The sequence below is a fragment of the Desulfovulcanus sp. genome (assembly GCF_982781345.1).
Window position 1 is genome coordinate 1 of record NZ_CEYAEZ010000061.1, and the last position, 16530, is coordinate 16530.

The following is a 16530-nucleotide window of genomic DNA, read 5'->3' on the forward strand; positions in this document are numbered from 1 at the left end:
GCCCTTCTAAGGGTGGGAAAGTAGGTCGTCGCCAGGACTTTTTTATTTTTTCTCCCCAACTACCCAGACATAAAAAAAGTTTTGGGCCCCTTTACAATTCACACCTCCTGCCCAAAAACTCAATCACCTTACTCTATTCTCTAGCTACCTTCCTATCACTTATCCCTTAACCCTTAATCCTTACCCCTACTTTTCCCCTTAAACCTTTTGCATTTTTGTTTTTGTTTGCTTTTTGAGCTTGCCTCTAACTCCTCCAGATTCAACCAACCTTCCTGGCTTACAAGCCGCCTGGCTGCCATGACAGCGATGAGCATTGCGCCAAAGGCATTGGCTCCTGCCAATGTGAACATGATTAGCAATTGATAGGCCACCGCTTGCAACGGAGGAGAACCCGCCAGGATTTGACCGGTCATCATTCCTGGAAGTGAGACTATCCCCACAACAGCCATGCAATTGATAACAGGGATCATGCCGGTATACACTGAAGTACGCAGAGGTTCATTGAGGGTTTCTGAGCGGCTTGCGCCAAAAGCTAAATATAATTCAATTTCTGCTCGCCGGCTAACAAAGTAGTCTAAAAATCGATCCAGGCCTAATGCTATTCCATTAAGAGAATTTCCAAGGATCATACCTAGAATGGGAATGATATATTGAGGATGGTACCAGGGTTTTACCCCGACGACTACCTGGGTTATGAGGCCACCGACAAAAAATGAGGAAAGGAGCATGGTTAGCCATGTGTCTAATCTAATCCCTTTATATTTCCACGCAGATCTTGCCACTGCTTCACGTCCGGCAAAAAAGACCATCACTAAAAGGAGAGCTATCACTGGTAGAGGATGGCGAATGGCAAAAACCTTTTCCAAAATTAGACCTACCAGCCCCAACTGAACCGTGGCCCGTAAGGCTGCCAGGAGCAGACGACGCTCCAGGCCAATTCTTAGCAGAATGGAAATAATGGCTGCCATCAGAACCAGAGAGGTTGCCAGAAAAAGATCAAAAGGGGTAAGTTTGATTAATCCGTTCATAGTCTTTTATTTTTTTCGAGTAAGTGCTCTATCTTCTAACCTAAAAATTTGATCTGCCAACTTTGCCAACTTTTCATCATGGTGAACGCACAGTACAGCCCGTCCCGGCCGTCTGGCCTGGTCTAGGATAAGTTGAAAGCAAATTTCACGGTTTTCTTGGTCAAGGCCGGAAATTGGTTCATCAAAAATAAGAACCGGCGGATCCCATAAAAGGGCTCGCACAAGTGACAGTCGGTGCCTCTCACCTCCGGAAAGAGTGCTCGCATCGCGGTCCCAATTTAAGTATCCAAGCCCGACCTGATGAAGTAAGTTTTGAGCTTTGGCCTGATCAAAGTCTTTGTTGGCCGCGATTTTCAGATCAAAGGGAAAGGTAAGATTGCGAACAACGCTACCTTTAAGTATTGGCGCGTCCTGGGCAATAAGAGTGACTTTGGAACGCCAGAGTGTAAGTTCCTTATAGGTGAAGTCTTTTCCTTGAAGCTGATAGCGCACGCCGTGAGTTGGATTTAAAGCAACTATCTGCCTAAGTAAGGTACTCTTTCCGCAACCTGATGGCCCTTCAAGTAAGGACAGGGTACTCTCCTCAAGCGATATCTCTACATTTTCATAAAGGACACGGCCTTCTTTATTTGTGGCCGAAAAGGGTCCGCAATAAAGGAATGCTGTCATGTTTATACTTTAAACCTGAAGTTATTTAGCTTTCCACTACATGCCGCAACACTAGAAGATGCGGGACAAACGTTCAGTATCAAGAAATAAGGTAGACAGGTAAAATTATGTAAAAAGATTATAATTTTTGGCACTCAGGGCAAAAGTAACTGCTTCGTCCCTGTATCTTGATTCGTTTAACGGGTGTGCGACAGCGCATACATGGAAGTCCTTGCCGAGCGTAAACCAAACGATGGTCCTGGTAAAGTCCTTTGCTGCCGTCGGGATGAAGATAATCGCGCATGGAACTGCCCTTAAGGAGTATCCCGCGCTGTAAAGACTTGCGAATGGCCCAGGCAAGTTTATCTATCTGGGGTGAACTGAGAAGATTTGCTGGGGTTAAAAGATGGATGCGGGATAGCCAGAGAGCTTCATCGCTATAGATGTTGCCTAGTCCGGCCAGACATTGTTGATTAAGGAGCAGGGTCTTAATGGGTGCACGTCTTTTTTGCAATTGTACTTGTAAAAGAGAAGGGGTGATCTCCAGTGCGTCCGGTCCTAATTTTTGTAAAAATGGAACTTGGGCGAGCTTATTCTCATGAACAATTTGCCAGTAACCAAACTGGCGCACATCAGCATAGCGCAGCTCATGGTCAGAGTTGGTCAGGGAGACAATTAAATGTGTATGCCTGGGCAGAGGGGTATCTTTATGCTGCCACCAAAGTTGTCCGGTCATTCTAAGGTGGATGAGCCAGACATAAGGCGGAGTCCCAATGAGGATCAGCTTGCCTTTGCGGGAAATGCCTGTGATTGGACGTGACAGAACCTTTGATAAGTTCTTTGGCGCGTGTAAAATTTTTTTGTTAAAGCAGGTTATCTTTATGGGAATTTGACCAGGCAGGCAGGATTTGAGCGCCTGCACGATTGTCTCTACTTCCGGCAATTCTGGCATATGATTGACTAATAGGCTTGTAGATAGGGTGCATCCTTTAAATGTACGGTTAACTGAGATATAACTTTAGTCTGAACAATGTACATTTAAAGGATGCACCCTCGTTAATTTTGGCAGAATATTTTCGTTTGTTTTATGTAAACAAACAGATTTTGCATTCCTTGGCGTATTTTAGGAAGTCTTCGGCTGTCCACACAACCACACCATCGATGAGTTTGTCTTCCTTGATTTCCATCATGTCCACAGTCATTTTACATGCGACTAGCTCCACACCTTCCAATTGAGCCATTTCCTGGAGTTCAGCCAAGCTTGGAATGTTAGCCTTAGCTGTTTTTCTTTTCATGATTTCAGTTGCGATGGTACTTACTCCCGGAATAGCTCCCATAACTCCAGGTGGAAAAAATTTGGCCCTTTCAGCGCCGCCCTTGAGTAGTAGGTTTATGCCCATGAAAGAGTAGAATATCTTGCTTTCCATCCCCAATCGAGCCGCATTGATACCTAGTACTAGTGATGGATAGGCTCCATCAAGAGTATCTTTTACACATATGAAACCTGCTTTTTCTTTCTTTTCATCCATTGTTTTCTCCCATGGGTTTTCCATATTGATAAAATTATAAAAAGCCTGATGCCTTTTAGGCATCTTTTTGGGGTTCTACTTTCATCGAAAGTAGGACAGCACTAGTCACGCAAATATCCCTGCCCCAAAATTTTTCCCAGAAGAGCTGTCAGACCGAGGATAATGGCAAAGGCAAGATGACCCCAATCAAGGAAGACTACTACTTGAGGGCTGAAAAATATATTGGGCTGGTTCTTTAAAACACGTAAAATACCTGTGAAGATTAAACCTGCCCAGATGAAAATTTTGGCCCAGCCGATGGGGGTGATAAGAGCTATCCCTTTACCTGGTTGCCTCAGGAATTTACCCAGGCGATAAAAAATCATGAAAAGCAAAATAGTGGCCAGAATATAATGGAGAATATGGTTGAGATAAAAATCAGCTGTCCAGCCAAAACCTGGGACATCGGCTAAGTAGTAGCGCTTGAATATTGGCATTTGAGCCATGCCGGTAAACATCAAGCCAAAGACCAGGAAGTTAAATAGTCTTCCGGACCATATGGTTTTTGGTTGTTTATTCATCTTTATCTCCCTGCTTCTCTTGAGATACTTTGCTTATTCCTGTTAACAGGGCCGCAGCCAGTCCGGCTACAGGCGCGCCGAGCACAGCCATGGCCAGATTTTCTTCTTTGGCCATAGAGTTGGGCACAGAAGAAAGGTGCGGTCGGCCTGGTCCTTTTTCAATAGCTTTATCCAGAACATCAAAAGGCACCGGTGAGACATAGATGGTGTTGGTTCCGCCGTTTTCCTTTTCTCCATAAATGTAGCCACCCATTTCTTTGGCCAGCTTATGGGCTTTGGCAACGATTTCATCTCTTGGGCCGATTGTTTGGACGTCTTGAGGGCAGACTTCAATGCAGGCAGGAACAAGTCCCTGGTTTATGCGGTCAAAGCATCGGTCGCATTTATACATCACTCCATTGCCTGCAAACGAGGGCAGGAGTTTCAGATATAGGCCAACCCCTGACTGGCGTTCAGGGATATGCCAAGGACAAACTTTTTTGCACTTGGCCCCGCCCAAACAGATCTTATCATTGATACGGACAATACCATTAGCCTGTTTGGCAGCGGCGCCCCAGGGGCAGAGATTGGCGCAGGGAGGATTTTGGCAATGGAGGCAGCGCCGTGGAATATTAATTTCATATTCCTCTCCCTGCCAGGTAACATAGGCCGTCTGGATATAGAGCCAATTATATGGAGTTAGACGGTCATCCACATCTTGTTTGTCTGACCAGTCAGAAGGTTTGACCCGGCTGGGATACATTTTTGGAAATGGTTTTTTGGGTCGAGGAAATTTATGCGCGTTTGTCTCTTTGCACGCTTCGACACAGGCCCCACAACCAATACATTTGCTTAGATCAAGCAGGGTTGCCAACTCCTCGCCCCTGGAAGCCGCCTTGGCTGTGGAGGGCAAAACAGTAGTTAAACCTGTTGCTGCTAGACCTTGCAGAAACTTTCTTCTGGAAATACTCATTTTAAGTCTCCGATTTAGAGTTAAAGTTAGGTATTTCTAGTTAATTAAATTGGATTATCTTTTTGGCTTATTGGCTATTTCAAGCATGGACGACAGGTTATTTCTTTAGCGTTTGGTAGTTTTCATATATTGTAACTATTAAACTTTCCTTGATCCAGGTCAAGATTTAATTTTTTTTTAATTTTATTCTCTCACAATCAGTCGATTTTATCTTTCTCAACTTTTTTAACTCAGCCATTTAAGCCATTCTTAAAATTTTACTTGTTTGTAACATGTTTAAAATCTTTTTCAGATCGTATTGAGGTACTTTCATAACATCTTGGAAAGATAATAAAGGTTATTAGTTTAAGCAAAGGACTAAGTGGTTTGAGTAACTATCCCTGAAAAATTTATGGAGTTAACGGAAGGGCAGGTGTGGGGGCCTTGTGCTTAGTCCAGGTAGATTATGCTCCAAATTTTGAGCTTAAACAGGAGGTTCACTTTTTGTTTCTGGCTGTCACGTCTATGTCCTAACTGAAGAAACAAGGTATGTCTTATCCTTTTTCCGGTATGAAGCAGGAAAACAACGAAATGCCTGATACACTGCCTGTCCAATCGGAATTTAACCTTTTTTGAGTCAGTGAAACTAAAGATAACCAATTGTTTTTTTCTAGTGAAGCACCTTTTGATATGGATAGAGAAGCTTGAAAAAAGGCTTGAGCAAAAATTTATAGTTTTATAGGTTAGTTACAAATCAGCGCTAAACTTTTTTGAACTCGGTTGGATCTGGTTGAAAATGTCGTAAGTTGGAAAGAGTAGAAGCCTACGTTGGAGATTACTTGTGTCATCAGATAAGTGCCAATGCCTTTCGCCTAGTCATCTCCCATCGCTTGGGAAAAAAATAGTCATATATATGGTTCTTATTTTAGGCATTTGCGGGGCCTTGTTTTTTTTATGGATGGCCAAGCAGCAGGAAGCATTTGTTGTGAAACAGTTGAGACATCAGGCCCTGGGGATATATCATTATATTGTTTTGGCCAGGGAATGGATCTCTTCTCACGGTGGTATATATATAAGGAGAAATGGAAACTTTCACTTGATTACGCCATCTGTTTTTACGCGAGAGATTGCTTTATTTACCAAAAGAAAACGGCCTTATTCCGTGAAAATTGCCACGCTGGACAGCAAAAACCCTGCGCACATGCCAGACCAATTTGAATGCAAGGCCATAGAGCTCATGCAGCAGGGCAGAGAGCGGGAATTATGGAAGGTCGTTGGAGATAAGGACAAAGTTATTTTTCGCTATGCTGCCCCTCTAATCTTTGAAAATGAATGCGCGAAATGTCATCAGAATTTTAAAAGATATAACATTGTCGGCTGTATTAGCATTTCTTTTCCAGCCACTTCCCTGTTCAAAGAAGTAGCGAAAAATAAGACTTATTATTTTATTTATCTGTTTGCCAGTTTGGGTATTGTTTTGTTTTTATTAATGATTATGCTGAAAAAGTTTGTTTTACATCCATTAAATCAGCTCAGCATGGCCTCGCAAAAGATTGAGCAAGGAGATCTTGATGTACGTGTTGATTTAAAGGCAAGCAAAGAATGGATCAGGGTAGGGGAGAGTTTTAATTCCATGGTCGAATCTCTTGCTTGCCAGCAAAAAAGATTGGAAGAAGAAGTAAACAAGGCCGTGGTAGACCTGACCAAAGCATATGAGGATTTAAAGCGTATGGAGAAATTTAAGTCTGACTTTTTCTCTAATATTACGCACGATCTGAAAACACCTATTACTGCTATCAAAGGAGCTTCAGATATCCTGGCTAAAAAGTTGAAGGGTGGAGAATATGAAACCTATGCGGATATTTTAAAAAGGAATGTGACCAAGCTCTCCAGGATGGTCAAGGATCTTTTAGACTGTGCCCGCTTGGAAAGCGGAGAGCTTGAATTACATCAAGAAGAGCTTGATCTGGCCGAAGTTATAGAAGATGCAGTGCTTATGGTTCAGCCTTTGGCCTGGGAAAGACAGATAGAAATTGAGTATGACCTGCCTGGCGAACCTTATTATGTGTTTGCGGATAGAGCGAGAATCGAACAGGCCATTTCCAATCTTCTGACCAATGCTATAAAATTTTCTGACAAAAGTAGTAAAGTAGTGGTCAGGTTAACCAGAAAGAATGGCCAGGTAATCATGTCCGTGGAGGATTTTGGGCCTGGTATTCCTGTTGATGAGCGGGATATGGTCTTTGAGAAGTTTTACCGCCGCGACCATGAAAAGGGTAGGGATGGCCTGGGCCTGGGTTTGGCTATAGCCAAAGGGGTTGTGGAAGCGCATGGGGGGAAGATCTGGATAACCCAGCCTGACCATCGTGGCGTAATCATGAATATTTCCTTGCCAGGGAAATAAGGATCGAGTGCTTAGGTAAAGTTGAGGGGGGAATTAGGCTGATGGGGGGTGTATTTAATGCGTAAACCAACGATCCTGCTCATAGAGGACGACAAAGATATTCTGACCATTTTAAGAGATCAACTGGTCATGGATGATTTTAAAGTTCTCGAGGCAACTTCTGGGGAAGAAGGAGCTAGATTGTTTAAACAATTTCGTCCGGATTTAATAATTCTTGACCTGAACCTTCCAGATATAGATGGGGTAAAAATTTGTCAAAACTTACGACGTATATCTGATGTGCCGATTATTATCCTCACGGCCAGAGAGTCATTGGCAGACAAGGTCAGAGGCCTGAACTGCGGCGCTGATGATTATATTGTAAAACCTTTCGAATATCTGGAACTGGCTGCGCGAATAAGGGCTTGTCTTAGGCGGAGCTCTTCTAAAGAACGCGGAAAAGAGAAATGTTGTTTTGGTGAGTTGGAGATATTGCTAAATACCAGAGAAGTTTTATTACAGGGTAAGGCCGTGCATCTTACCAAAAAGGAGTTTGACCTTCTGGAATTGCTTGTTTCTTATGCTGGCGAGGTCTTAAGCAGAGATTTTATTTGCAGCCAGATTTGGCCTAATGAGGAGGTTTACTCTTGGAGCAGGGCTCTTGATGTCCATATTCGGCGTTTACGTAAAAAAATAGAACCAGACCCCCAAAATCCAAAGTTTATTATTACCCATCCAGGAGTTGGATACCGTTTTGCTGGAAATTAATTTCCAGCATTTTTTCCGGCAGTTTCATGTCAGCAGCGTCTGGTTTCAATGTTATTAAAAAAAGGAGACTTAGGTTATGCGTGTACACTACTTGCAGCATGTTCCCTTTGAGGGCTTAGGAAATATGGAGAATTATTTTCTTGATCGCGGTTATCAATTAAACTCAACACAGTTATATTCAGAGGATAATTTTCCATCTCTTGATGATTTTGATTGGCTTATAATAATGGGCGGTCCTATGGGAGTTTATGATGAGGCTAAATATCCATGGCTAAAGAAAGAGAAAAAATTTATTCATGACGTTATAAGCTCAGGTAAAGTTGTGTTGGGTGTTTGTCTTGGCGCTCAGCTAATTGCTAATGTTTTGGGCGCGAAAGTTTATAAAAATCGATTCCGTGAGATTGGCTGGTTTCCTATAACACGCACTGAAGAGGCAACAAAATCTATTTTGGGAACAGCCTTACCAGAGACCTTGGAGGTTTTTCACTGGCATGGAGACACGTTTGATATACCTGAAGGAGGCAGTTTGCTAGCTTCAAGCGAGGCCTGTCGCAATCAAGCTTTTATTATTGAAAATCGTATTGTTGCGTTTCAGTTTCATTTGGAAACCACAATGGAGTCTGCAAGAAGACTAATTAACGAGTGTAGGGATGAATTGGATGGATCAAAATATGTCCAATCAGAAGAGGACATGCTCTCTTCACCTTCAAGATTTATTCGGATCAATAAAGTTATGGAATCTGTCTTGCAGGAACTTGAAAAAAATAATCCTTTCTAATTCTCAGATTTTATGAATAGGAGAAATCAATCTTAGCTATTTTTTACTCACCTTACTTAACTTATTCAACCAGGTTTCTTGGGAGTTAATTTGGAGAGTCTGAAGTGAGAAGTGAAAGGATTTTTCTTGACAGTCTTATTGATAATGATTATTATTTAAAAATGTTAAACGAAATCTAAAAGGGAGGTTAAGATATGAAAAGATGGGTTTGTACTGTTTGTGGTTATGTCCATGAGGGAGATGTTCCGCCTGAGAAGTGTCCACAATGCGGTGCTCCAAAAGAAAAATTTGAGGAGCAGCAGACCAGTGAATTGTTCTGGGCAGATGAGCATAGGATTGGAGTAGCCAAGGACGTTGATGAGGAAATTTTGGAAGGTTTGAGGGCTAACTTCATGGGTGAATGCACAGAAGTCGGGATGTACCTTGCTATGAGCCGTCAGGCAGATAGAGAGGGCTATCCTGAAGTAGCAGAGGCTTACAAGAGAATAGCCTTTGAAGAGGCAGAACATGCTGCCAAGTTTGCAGAATTGTTGGGAGAAGTTCTTGTTTCTGATACAAAGGCCAACCTGAAAGCCAGGGTCGAGGCTGAAAACGGAGCTTGTAAGGGCAAGAAAGAACTTGCCAAGAAGGCCAAGGAACTAGGTTACGATGCCATCCATGATACTGTTCACGAGATGTGCAAAGACGAGGCTCGACATGGACAGGCATTTGAGGGTCTTTTAAAGAGGTATTTTGGATAAAGACAATCGTTTGAAACCGTTATTTCCAACAAAAAAGGCAGGCCGTTTGGAGCCTGCCTTTTTTGTTTTTTTGTTGGGTGTTGTTTTTAATATGGACCAGTGGACATGACAGGACTTAACTCTTCAATCTTGTTGTTCTTTATCCTGTAGTCAAAAATGTCCTGCATATCTTTATATATCTGGAAGATTTGGAAGAATCCGTGCCAGTGAGCATAATCTGGACCGGCCATGGCAGCACCGTGACGTGCCCGGCGTCCGGTATGGTGCCAGAGATAGTAATTAAGCTCTTGAAAGGCGTCTTTCCATTTGTCTTCTTTAAGGAGATTTTTAGCTTTCAGCTCTGCCAGCATCTTGGATGCGCCATCGTAGTAGAAATTATAGAGATCAACTGCCCGATCAAGTTTGGCAAAATGACTGTTTGAGTGCACCGAGCTGTGACAATTGCTACAAACTTTGCGCATGAGTTGACGTCCCTTTTCACCATCACCGCGCTCGCCGCTTCTGACTACGCTCTTGGGATGTACTAGATCCCATTTCAACCGCTCATTAACATTATGGGTAGTGGCCAGTTCGCCAATGCCGCTCATATGACAGACAGCGCAGGTTGGTGCCTTGTAGTCACCGGGTTCCCAAGTATCAGGCGCGCTATTCCATCTCCACTCTTCACCTTCTGTTAAGAAAAGTTGTCCATGATGGCTTTCATAATAAATTTCAATGTTGGGGTGGTCAGGGCCAATATGACACTTGGCGCAGGCCTCTGGCTTGCGGGCTTCTGCAATTTTAAAACCGTGTCTGTTATGACAGACCACGCAATTGCCAATGCCACCATCTGGATATCTGGTCCCTATGCCGGCTGGCCAGCTATCGTCTGTTGGCTTTTTGTCGGCATTAAGTTTGACTTCGGTGCCATGACACATCTGGCAGCCGCTCTGTCTGGGAGCCAAGCGTAATTTGCTGTTTTCCGGAACGCCAGCAAACTTTCCGCCTTCTAAGTCGTACATTAATTTTTTAAACTTGGCCTTTTCCACTACCGGGGCGCTGGCAAGTTTTGCATGGCCACTTTTGCTGAATTGTTCTACCTCTTTGGGGTGACATCTGGCACAGGTCTTAGGAGAGACCATAGGCGAGGTAAAAATTTTCGTGCCTTTCACGCCCTCACACTGGCTGGCCATGGGTGAGCTTTTGGGTACTGTATGGCAGTCATAACATGACACGCCTGCATGAGCCATGCGGGACTCTTTCCAATTTTCAACGATACCAGGGGTTTTTTTGGAGTGGCACTGAATACATTTCAGAGCGTCTTTGGAATACCCCCTAGTGATGACTAATTCTTTGGTTTTTAATAAATTTGGATAACCTGTTTCTTGGGCCAGGGCAAAAGTACTGCCCAGCATCAGGCTCAGGATGATGAGCCAGAGCAGTAGAAACATCCTCTTTAGCAAATGCATACTCTTCCTCCTTAAAATTTATTGTTGATTGTTAAGGGCCAAGAGCAAATCTCCGTGGCCTACATTGTAATGACAGGAAATGCAGGTTTTATCTGTTTCCCCAAGCTCGTATGTCCTGTGGGCTAAAAAGGCCTTGATGGGGATACCAGGGGCAACAAGCTCTTTGTGACATTTTTTACAGCCTGTTTCATAAGTATATTTTTCGCGCTCCTCTCTTTTGGCTACCCAATCGACTTTTTTCCTGATTATATGGGCTATATAGTCATTTGCACCAGCTTTGGCCTTAGTCCCCAGATAAGTCAAAAGCCCTTCTTCAGGGAGGTGACAATCAACGCATTTGGCTTTCATCGCACCTTTTTGGGCCAGTCCGTGACCAGCCTCTACCCAGGTTTTGTAAAAAGTCTGCATCTCATGGCAGGACGCGCAAAATTTCACTTTGTTGGTCGAGTGAATTTGGGCAGCGCCTACCAAGGCTAGGACAATAGCCAGGCATGACCCTATGAATAGGCCCAATACAAGCGAACGGTTTTGTTTTTTAAGTTTTGGCATAAGATTTCTCCTTAAATATCAGGGGGTTGACCTTAAGAGAGCAACTAATTGTTAACAGTAAATTTTTATATAACTTAAAATGGATTTAAATGGCAATAAAAATTGTTACAAACCTGTTACGGTTTTTTTAAAGGATCGTAAATTCTTAAGTCGCAAGATCACTCCCTCCTACATAAGCTCAGATAGATTAATTGGACCTATATTTTTTGTACTTGTAATGAAAGTTATTTTAAGTTAGTTTTTTTTAAAACTCTTTTTTATTTACAGGATAATCTGCGCCAGATTTAAAGTTTTTTGGAACATGATATGTGTACAAATGGCAAATAAGTATTAAGTGGAACTAGTGAAGGTCGAAACTCTAACTTAAATTGAGCGATTTTTTTTGCAGTTTGCAGTTTAAAGTTTGCGATTGAACAAGGCTAACGCTCTTGCTTAGCCCATATCCTGTCATTGCTAGGGCTGCAAAGCCGTCCCCCCGTGGCATTCTAATTCATTGGGTGAAAATCGATGGCTTAGAACTTTTATATCAAAATGTAAAACCCCTTTAAAAATTGTTAAATTTAAGTGTAATCTTGTATATTTCCTGATATATCGGTAAGTTAGAAAAGTTTATAAAAAAGTTGACAGGATGCTGATAATAGTAATAACAGTTATTATTAACGATAGATGGTATAAGATATCTAAGATAAGCATAATGGATATTGAAAAAAAACTTTTAAAGCCCATATAAAGATGTCCATAACTCTGTGCGGTCGGGTGATCTGGCAAAGTCATTAGGTTTGATAGTAAGGAAGTTTCAAAAGCGTTAGAAAAATTAAAAGAAAATGGGCCTCGTGCATTCGACTAAGCGGTGTTATTATGCACCTGTGAAGAATTAAACCTTGATGGGATCTACACTTCAAGCCGGTCGATCGACAAATAATAAGGATAATAGGACGGTTAACTATCTTGAGAGAAAATAATTAATTTTAACTTGCAAACTTTAGGAGTAAGCATGATGAAATCAATTAAGGGAACTAAAACTGAACAAAATCTTTTAACCGCTTTTGCTGGTGAGTCTCAGGCCAGAAACCGATATACATACTTTGCCAAACAGGCTAAAAAAGAAGGGTATGTTCAGATTTCCAGGATATTTGAAGAGACTGCCGAACAGGAAAAAGAACATGCAAAGAGGTTGTTCAAGTTTTTAGAGGGTGGAGAGGTTGAGGTTCAGGCTTCTTTTCCCGCTGGTGTAATTGGGCCTACTTTGGAAAACCTAAAGGCAGCGGCTGCTGGTGAAAATTATGAGCAAGAAAAAATGTATCCTGAGTTTGCCAAAATAGCTGAAGAAGAAGGATTCCAGGAAATTGCTAACGTGTTTCGAGCCATTGCGGTAGCGGAAAGACAGCATGAAAAAAGGTATACAGACCTTGCGAACAATATTGAGAATGGGCGAGTTTTTAGGCGGGAAGAAGAAGTGGTTTGGCGTTGTCTGAACTGTGGATACTTACATAGAGGAAATGAGGCTCCGGAAACTTGTCCTGCTTGCGATCATGCCCAGAGCTATTTTGAATTACTTGGTGAGAACTGGTAGTTTTTGTTAGAAATATTTAATTTTAACCTAAAAGAGAAGAGGTGTATTATGGCCAAGGAATTAGAAATCTACAAGTGCGACGTATGTGGTAATATTGTTGAAGTATTGCATGGTGGTGTGGGAGAGTTGGTTTGCTGTGGTCAGCCAATGAAGCTATTTAAAGAAAATAGTGTTGATGCAGCTTATGAAAAGCATGTCCCTGTAATTGAAAAAAGTGAAACAGGATATAAGATCAAAGTTGGCAGCGTAGCGCATCCAATGGAAGAAAAACATTATATAGAGTGGATTGAGCTTGTAGCTGATGGTAAGGCTTACAGGAAGTTTTTAAAAGCCGGTGATTCTCCAGAAGCTGAGTTTTGTATTGACGCCAGTACTGTGACTGCCAGGGCCTATTGTAATTTGCATGGTTTGTGGAAGGCAGATGCTTAAGGAGGGGCTATGACCAATCCAGGAGCTATGTGGCAATGTCAGGTTGTAAATTGTGGTTATATCTATGATCCGAATAAAGGTGATCGCAAGGGTAAGATCCCTAAGGGAACCAGGTTTGAAGAGTTGCCCGATGACTGGCATTGCCCTGTTTGTGGAGCAAGTAAAAAGAGTTTTCAGCCTCTGTCCGGGTAGGCCGGACTTAATTAAAATGAATATAAGTAAAGGAGTAAGACATGGAGCGTTGGGTATGCACAATTTGTGGCTATGTTTACGACCCAGCAGTAGGCGATCCAGAGAGTGGGGTAGCTGCTGGAACCAAATTTGAAGACTTGCCAGATGATTGGGTTTGTCCTGTTTGTGGGGCAACAAAGGAGAACTTTAATCAGGAGGCATAATTTAAAGACCCTCTCAGTGTAGCTGAGAGGGTCTTTAAATTTTTAAGTAAAAAGATATAAAAGGAGTTAGATATGGCTGTAGTGGAAGTTAAAAAGAATATTTATTGGGTTGGTGTTGTTGACTGGAACTTACGAAATTTCCATGGGTACTCTTTGGCCAGGAAAGGAACAACGTACAATGCCTATCTTGTACTGGATGATAAAGTTACACTTTTTGATACTGTGCCAGAAAACTTTAAATTAGATCTTTACCATCAAATTCAAAATCTAGTTAAAATATCTGATATTGATTATATTGTAGTCAATCATGTTGAACCGGATCATTCCGGAGCTTTGCCTTTTATTGTAGAGAAGGCTTGTCCTGAGAAAATATTTTGTTCCACTATGGGGAAAAAGGCTCTTTTAGATCACTATCACGAACAAGACTGGCCATATGAAGTGGTAGGAACTGGCGATTCCATTTCTTTAGGACAGAGAAAAGTCCAGTTTATGGAAACCAGGATGCTCCATTGGCCGGATAGTATGTTGTCGTATATTCCGGAGGAAAAATTGCTTATTTCCAACGATGCCTTTGGTCAAAACATCGCTGCCTCTGAGAGATTTGATGATGAAATAGATTTAAACGAGCTTCTGAAGGAAGCTAAACATTATTATGCGAATATTATTCTTCCCTATTCACAACTGGTGCAAAAGGTTCTGACCAGGATCAGGGAAGCCGGACTGGAAATTGACATGATTGCTCCGGACCATGGTTTTATCTGGCGCTCGCACGTGGATAAGATTTTGGCTGCATATGAAGAATTTAGTGCCCAGAAACTTTTTAATAAAGCAGTTGTTGTCTACGATACCATGTGGAAGAGCACGGAAAAGATGGCCAAGGCCATAGCTGATGGGCTTGTGGAAGAGGGTACTTCGGTTAAGCTCATGTCCCTTAAGTCTTATCACCATAGCGATGTGATGGGGGAAGTGGCTGATGCTGCTGCGGTTATTTGTGGATCGCCTACTCACAACAATGGTATGCTTCCGCTTATGGCTGGTTTTCTAAACTATATGAAAGGATTACGGCCAGCAGGGCGGATAGGTGCCGCTTTCGGCTCCTTTGGTTGGAGTGGAGAGGCAGCCAAACAGATTGCCCAAGCTTTGAAAGATGCCAAGTTTGAACTGCCTGTAGAGGAGTTTAGGGTCAAAAATGTGCCTACGCATGAACACCTGGCTAAGTGCAAGGAAATGGGACGAATTATTGCCCAAAAGATTCAAGAGAAGTTGGCTGGTTAGGGTGAGTTGGTAGAGGGTACTTGGAAGGATGGTAGAATGAGAGATACGTGAGGTGAAGACAAGTGACGCAAACAAAAAAAAGTAACAGGGCGCTAAAAAAAGAAATATTGGCTATTCTTAGCCAGGATGATATTGGCGCCCAACTTTCTAAGTTTTCAAATTATCCTCTGCGCCGGGTAGTTAACCCGCTTTTTTCGGCTTTGCTCAGTCCTGATCCAAAGATAAAATGGAATGGTGTAACTGCTTTTGGTTTTGTTGTGGATCAAATGGCTAAGGAGAACTTGGAAGATGCTCGGGTAATTATGCGTAGATTCATGTGGATGCTTAATGATGAGTCTGGTGGAATTGGTTGGGGGACACCTGAGGCTATGGGCGAAATTATGGCCCGGAACCATAAGTTAGCCCTGGAATTCCATCCTATTTTAATTTCCTACCTGCAGGAAGATGAGCTGGGAAAAGATAATTTTTTGGAATATCTTCCCCTAAGGAGGGGGGCATTTTGGGGTATTGCTCGGCTGGCTCAGTCAAGACCTGAGCTGGCCAAAAAGGCCCGGTCCAAAATAGTTAGCGCTCTGGGTTGCGAGGATGACGCCTATATTTTGACCTATATTTTACTTTATATTCAGCTTCTGGGGATTTTTGAATTCAAACAACATGTGCAAAGGTTACTTCAGGATGAGCGCCGGGTGGAAATCTACTGGGATCAGAATTTTTTTAAAGTCAGAATAGGGGAGTTGGCTGGCCAGGTAGTGAAAGAAAAAAACTAAAAATGAAGTCAGACTAATGGAGAATGGCATTTTTCAGGGTAATATTTTTACCTTGCTTAATCCTTATGGTTTGGCGGAGTTCTTTTTGGTCTTCTGTTTCTTGAGCACGGTGCGTTGTGGCTGGCCTTCAGACCAGTCCGGTTACCTTAAAGATTATGCTGGGAGTGGTTTTGACTTTTGTGCCCATTGTTATTGCTTATCAGTTCTGGGTTTATAAGAATTTTAGCATACCCTGACAGCTAAAGATCTGGACTACGAGGAGGCATTTTAATTGATTTGTAGAGATGCATGGCAGTGCGTTTTTATTTAGGTGAGAAAAGGCGGGCCAGGTAAAATGGTCCGCTTTTTTTATTACCCAGACCAACGTTCCTTACCAGCATTGGGATATTTTTTCTCAAGCACATCAGGCAAAAACACCCAAGCCAGGTCATTTTCTCTCTCCTAATCATATATCTTTTTTATTTGTTCAAAGTATTCCAGCAACCTCTCATTTAATGATTCATGCAGAATAGTAACTCTGTCTTTATCTCCTTTTGCAGAGCGTGTAATGAGAATATTTTGCTTCATGTCAACGTCTTTGACATGCAAGCGGACACATTCAATTAACCTTAATCCCCATCCATCCGATTGGGGTACTGAATTTTTCAATGACCATTTCCAGAAAGAATTGATGGAGCATTTTATCAAGTTTAGGCCAATTAAACCAAGAAGCCCACACTTGAATGGCAA

At 42.3% G+C, this 16530-nt stretch carries 18 protein-coding genes and 2 pseudogenes; 12 read left to right on the plus strand and 8 right to left on the minus strand.

The window, feature by feature from the left end; translation table 11 throughout:
- Nucleotides 1-173: 173 nt before the first annotated feature.
- The 6 genes from AC3WVG_RS09320 to AC3WVG_RS09345 form a co-directional block, all read right to left on the minus strand.
- Entirely contained in the window at nt 174-1028 is an 855-nt protein-coding gene (locus AC3WVG_RS09320; RefSeq protein ID WP_488797861.1) for an ABC transporter permease, read from the minus strand.
- Between the two features lie 6 nt (nt 1029-1034).
- On the minus strand, nt 1035-1697 hold the full coding sequence (locus AC3WVG_RS09325) for an ABC transporter ATP-binding protein (RefSeq protein ID WP_488797862.1): 663 nt from the start codon (nt 1695-1697) through the stop codon (nt 1035-1037).
- Between the two features lie 118 nt (nt 1698-1815).
- The gene (mutM, locus tag AC3WVG_RS09330; RefSeq protein WP_488797863.1) at nt 1816-2628 is read right to left on the minus strand and encodes a bifunctional DNA-formamidopyrimidine glycosylase/DNA-(apurinic or apyrimidinic site) lyase; all 813 of its coding nucleotides are present in this window, start codon (nt 2626-2628) and stop codon (nt 1816-1818) included.
- Between the two features lie 133 nt (nt 2629-2761).
- Complete coding sequence (locus AC3WVG_RS09335) at nt 2762-3205, minus strand: DsrE/DsrF/DrsH-like family protein (RefSeq protein WP_252381641.1); 444 nt, start codon at nt 3203-3205, stop codon at nt 2762-2764.
- 101 nt (nt 3206-3306) lie between these two features.
- Entirely contained in the window at nt 3307-3765 is a 459-nt protein-coding gene (locus AC3WVG_RS09340; RefSeq protein ID WP_488797864.1) for a hypothetical protein, read from the minus strand.
- Nucleotides 3758-4717: a 4Fe-4S dicluster domain-containing protein gene (locus tag AC3WVG_RS09345; protein WP_488797865.1), complete on the minus strand. Its 960-nt coding sequence runs from the start codon at nt 4715-4717 to the stop codon at nt 3758-3760. The genes AC3WVG_RS09340 and AC3WVG_RS09345 overlap by 8 nt, the downstream gene beginning before the upstream one ends.
- An 820-nt stretch (nt 4718-5537) precedes the next feature.
- Between AC3WVG_RS09345 and AC3WVG_RS09350 the strand changes: the two genes are divergently transcribed.
- The 4 genes from AC3WVG_RS09350 to AC3WVG_RS09365 all read left to right on the plus strand — a co-directional run bounded on the left by AC3WVG_RS09350 (nt 5538) and on the right by AC3WVG_RS09365 (nt 9365).
- Complete coding sequence (locus tag AC3WVG_RS09350; protein WP_488797866.1) at nt 5538-7100, plus strand: sensor histidine kinase; 1563 nt, start codon at nt 5538-5540, stop codon at nt 7098-7100.
- A 57-nt stretch (nt 7101-7157) separates the two neighbouring features.
- Complete coding sequence (locus AC3WVG_RS09355) at nt 7158-7847, plus strand: response regulator transcription factor (RefSeq protein ID WP_488797867.1); 690 nt, start codon at nt 7158-7160, stop codon at nt 7845-7847.
- Between the two features lie 76 nt (nt 7848-7923).
- Nucleotides 7924-8625: a type 1 glutamine amidotransferase gene (locus AC3WVG_RS09360; RefSeq protein ID WP_488797868.1), complete on the plus strand. Its 702-nt coding sequence runs from the start codon at nt 7924-7926 to the stop codon at nt 8623-8625.
- 194 nt (nt 8626-8819) lie between these two features.
- The gene (locus AC3WVG_RS09365; RefSeq protein ID WP_488797869.1) at nt 8820-9365 is read left to right on the plus strand and encodes an NADH peroxidase; all 546 of its coding nucleotides are present in this window, start codon (nt 8820-8822) and stop codon (nt 9363-9365) included.
- Between the two features lie 86 nt (nt 9366-9451).
- Here AC3WVG_RS09365 and AC3WVG_RS09370 read toward each other — a convergent pair whose 3' ends face one another.
- Both AC3WVG_RS09370 and AC3WVG_RS09375 read right to left on the minus strand, forming a co-directional pair.
- Nucleotides 9452-10813 carry a multiheme c-type cytochrome gene (locus AC3WVG_RS09370; RefSeq protein ID WP_488797870.1) on the minus strand — a complete coding sequence of 454 codons (1362 nt, stop codon included), beginning with the start codon at nt 10811-10813 and terminating at the stop codon, nt 9452-9454.
- Between the two features lie 18 nt (nt 10814-10831).
- A complete protein-coding gene (locus tag AC3WVG_RS09375; protein WP_488797871.1) occupies nt 10832-11362 on the minus strand; it encodes a cytochrome c3 family protein in 531 nt (176 codons plus the stop codon).
- Nucleotides 11363-12359: 997 nt separating this feature from the next.
- On the opposite strand from AC3WVG_RS09375, the gene rbr reads away from it, so the two are divergent.
- The 8 genes and pseudogenes from rbr to AC3WVG_RS09415 all read left to right on the plus strand — a co-directional run.
- Nucleotides 12360-12935: a rubrerythrin gene (rbr, locus tag AC3WVG_RS09380; protein WP_488797877.1), complete on the plus strand. Its 576-nt coding sequence runs from the start codon at nt 12360-12362 to the stop codon at nt 12933-12935.
- A gap of 48 nt (nt 12936-12983) precedes the next feature.
- Complete coding sequence (locus AC3WVG_RS09385; protein ID WP_488797872.1) at nt 12984-13364, plus strand: desulfoferrodoxin; 381 nt, start codon at nt 12984-12986, stop codon at nt 13362-13364.
- A gap of 9 nt (nt 13365-13373) precedes the next feature.
- A complete protein-coding gene (locus AC3WVG_RS09390; RefSeq protein ID WP_488797873.1) occupies nt 13374-13556 on the plus strand; it encodes a rubredoxin in 183 nt (60 codons plus the stop codon).
- A gap of 41 nt (nt 13557-13597) precedes the next feature.
- The gene (gene rd, locus AC3WVG_RS09395) at nt 13598-13759 is read left to right on the plus strand and encodes a rubredoxin (RefSeq protein WP_488797874.1); all 162 of its coding nucleotides are present in this window, start codon (nt 13598-13600) and stop codon (nt 13757-13759) included.
- A gap of 72 nt (nt 13760-13831) precedes the next feature.
- Nucleotides 13832-15034: an FprA family A-type flavoprotein gene (locus AC3WVG_RS09400; protein ID WP_488797875.1), complete on the plus strand. Its 1203-nt coding sequence runs from the start codon at nt 13832-13834 to the stop codon at nt 15032-15034.
- 62 nt (nt 15035-15096) lie between these two features.
- Entirely contained in the window at nt 15097-15801 is a 705-nt protein-coding gene (locus AC3WVG_RS09405) for a DVU0298 family protein (protein ID WP_488797876.1), read from the plus strand.
- A 19-nt stretch (nt 15802-15820) separates the two neighbouring features.
- Nucleotides 15821-15933: pseudogene (locus AC3WVG_RS09410) on the plus strand (cytochrome d ubiquinol oxidase subunit II); the annotation flags it as partial.
- A 490-nt stretch (nt 15934-16423) separates the two neighbouring features.
- Nucleotides 16424-16530: pseudogene (locus AC3WVG_RS09415) on the plus strand (IS481 family transposase); the annotation flags it as partial.

Excerpts from the sequence above, each read along its gene's own strand:
- AC3WVG_RS09385 (WP_488797872.1), top strand. The coding sequence starts at position 12,984 with ATGGCCAAGGAATTAGAAATCTACAAGTGCGACGTATGTGGTAATATT.
- AC3WVG_RS09320 (WP_488797861.1), bottom strand. The coding sequence starts at position 1,028 with ATGAACGGATTAATCAAACTTACCCCTTTTGATCTTTTTCTGGCAACC.
- AC3WVG_RS09340 (WP_488797864.1), bottom strand. The coding sequence starts at position 3,765 with ATGAATAAACAACCAAAAACCATATGGTCCGGAAGACTATTTAACTTC.
- AC3WVG_RS09345 (WP_488797865.1), bottom strand. The coding sequence starts at position 4,717 with ATGAGTATTTCCAGAAGAAAGTTTCTGCAAGGTCTAGCAGCAACAGGT.
- AC3WVG_RS09355 (WP_488797867.1), top strand. The coding sequence starts at position 7,158 with ATGCGTAAACCAACGATCCTGCTCATAGAGGACGACAAAGATATTCTG.
- AC3WVG_RS09360 (WP_488797868.1), top strand. The coding sequence starts at position 7,924 with ATGCGTGTACACTACTTGCAGCATGTTCCCTTTGAGGGCTTAGGAAAT.
- AC3WVG_RS09365 (WP_488797869.1), top strand. The coding sequence starts at position 8,820 with ATGAAAAGATGGGTTTGTACTGTTTGTGGTTATGTCCATGAGGGAGAT.
- AC3WVG_RS09370 (WP_488797870.1), bottom strand. The coding sequence starts at position 10,813 with ATGCATTTGCTAAAGAGGATGTTTCTACTGCTCTGGCTCATCATCCTG.
- rd (WP_488797874.1), top strand. The coding sequence starts at position 13,598 with ATGGAGCGTTGGGTATGCACAATTTGTGGCTATGTTTACGACCCAGCA.
- AC3WVG_RS09400 (WP_488797875.1), top strand. The coding sequence starts at position 13,832 with ATGGCTGTAGTGGAAGTTAAAAAGAATATTTATTGGGTTGGTGTTGTT.
- AC3WVG_RS09335 (WP_252381641.1), bottom strand. The coding sequence starts at position 3,205 with ATGGATGAAAAGAAAGAAAAAGCAGGTTTCATATGTGTAAAAGATACT.
- mutM (WP_488797863.1), bottom strand. The coding sequence starts at position 2,628 with ATGCCAGAATTGCCGGAAGTAGAGACAATCGTGCAGGCGCTCAAATCC.
- AC3WVG_RS09390 (WP_488797873.1), top strand. The coding sequence starts at position 13,374 with ATGACCAATCCAGGAGCTATGTGGCAATGTCAGGTTGTAAATTGTGGT.
- rbr (WP_488797877.1), top strand. The coding sequence starts at position 12,360 with ATGAAATCAATTAAGGGAACTAAAACTGAACAAAATCTTTTAACCGCT.
- AC3WVG_RS09375 (WP_488797871.1), bottom strand. The coding sequence starts at position 11,362 with ATGCCAAAACTTAAAAAACAAAACCGTTCGCTTGTATTGGGCCTATTC.
- AC3WVG_RS09325 (WP_488797862.1), bottom strand. The coding sequence starts at position 1,697 with ATGACAGCATTCCTTTATTGCGGACCCTTTTCGGCCACAAATAAAGAA.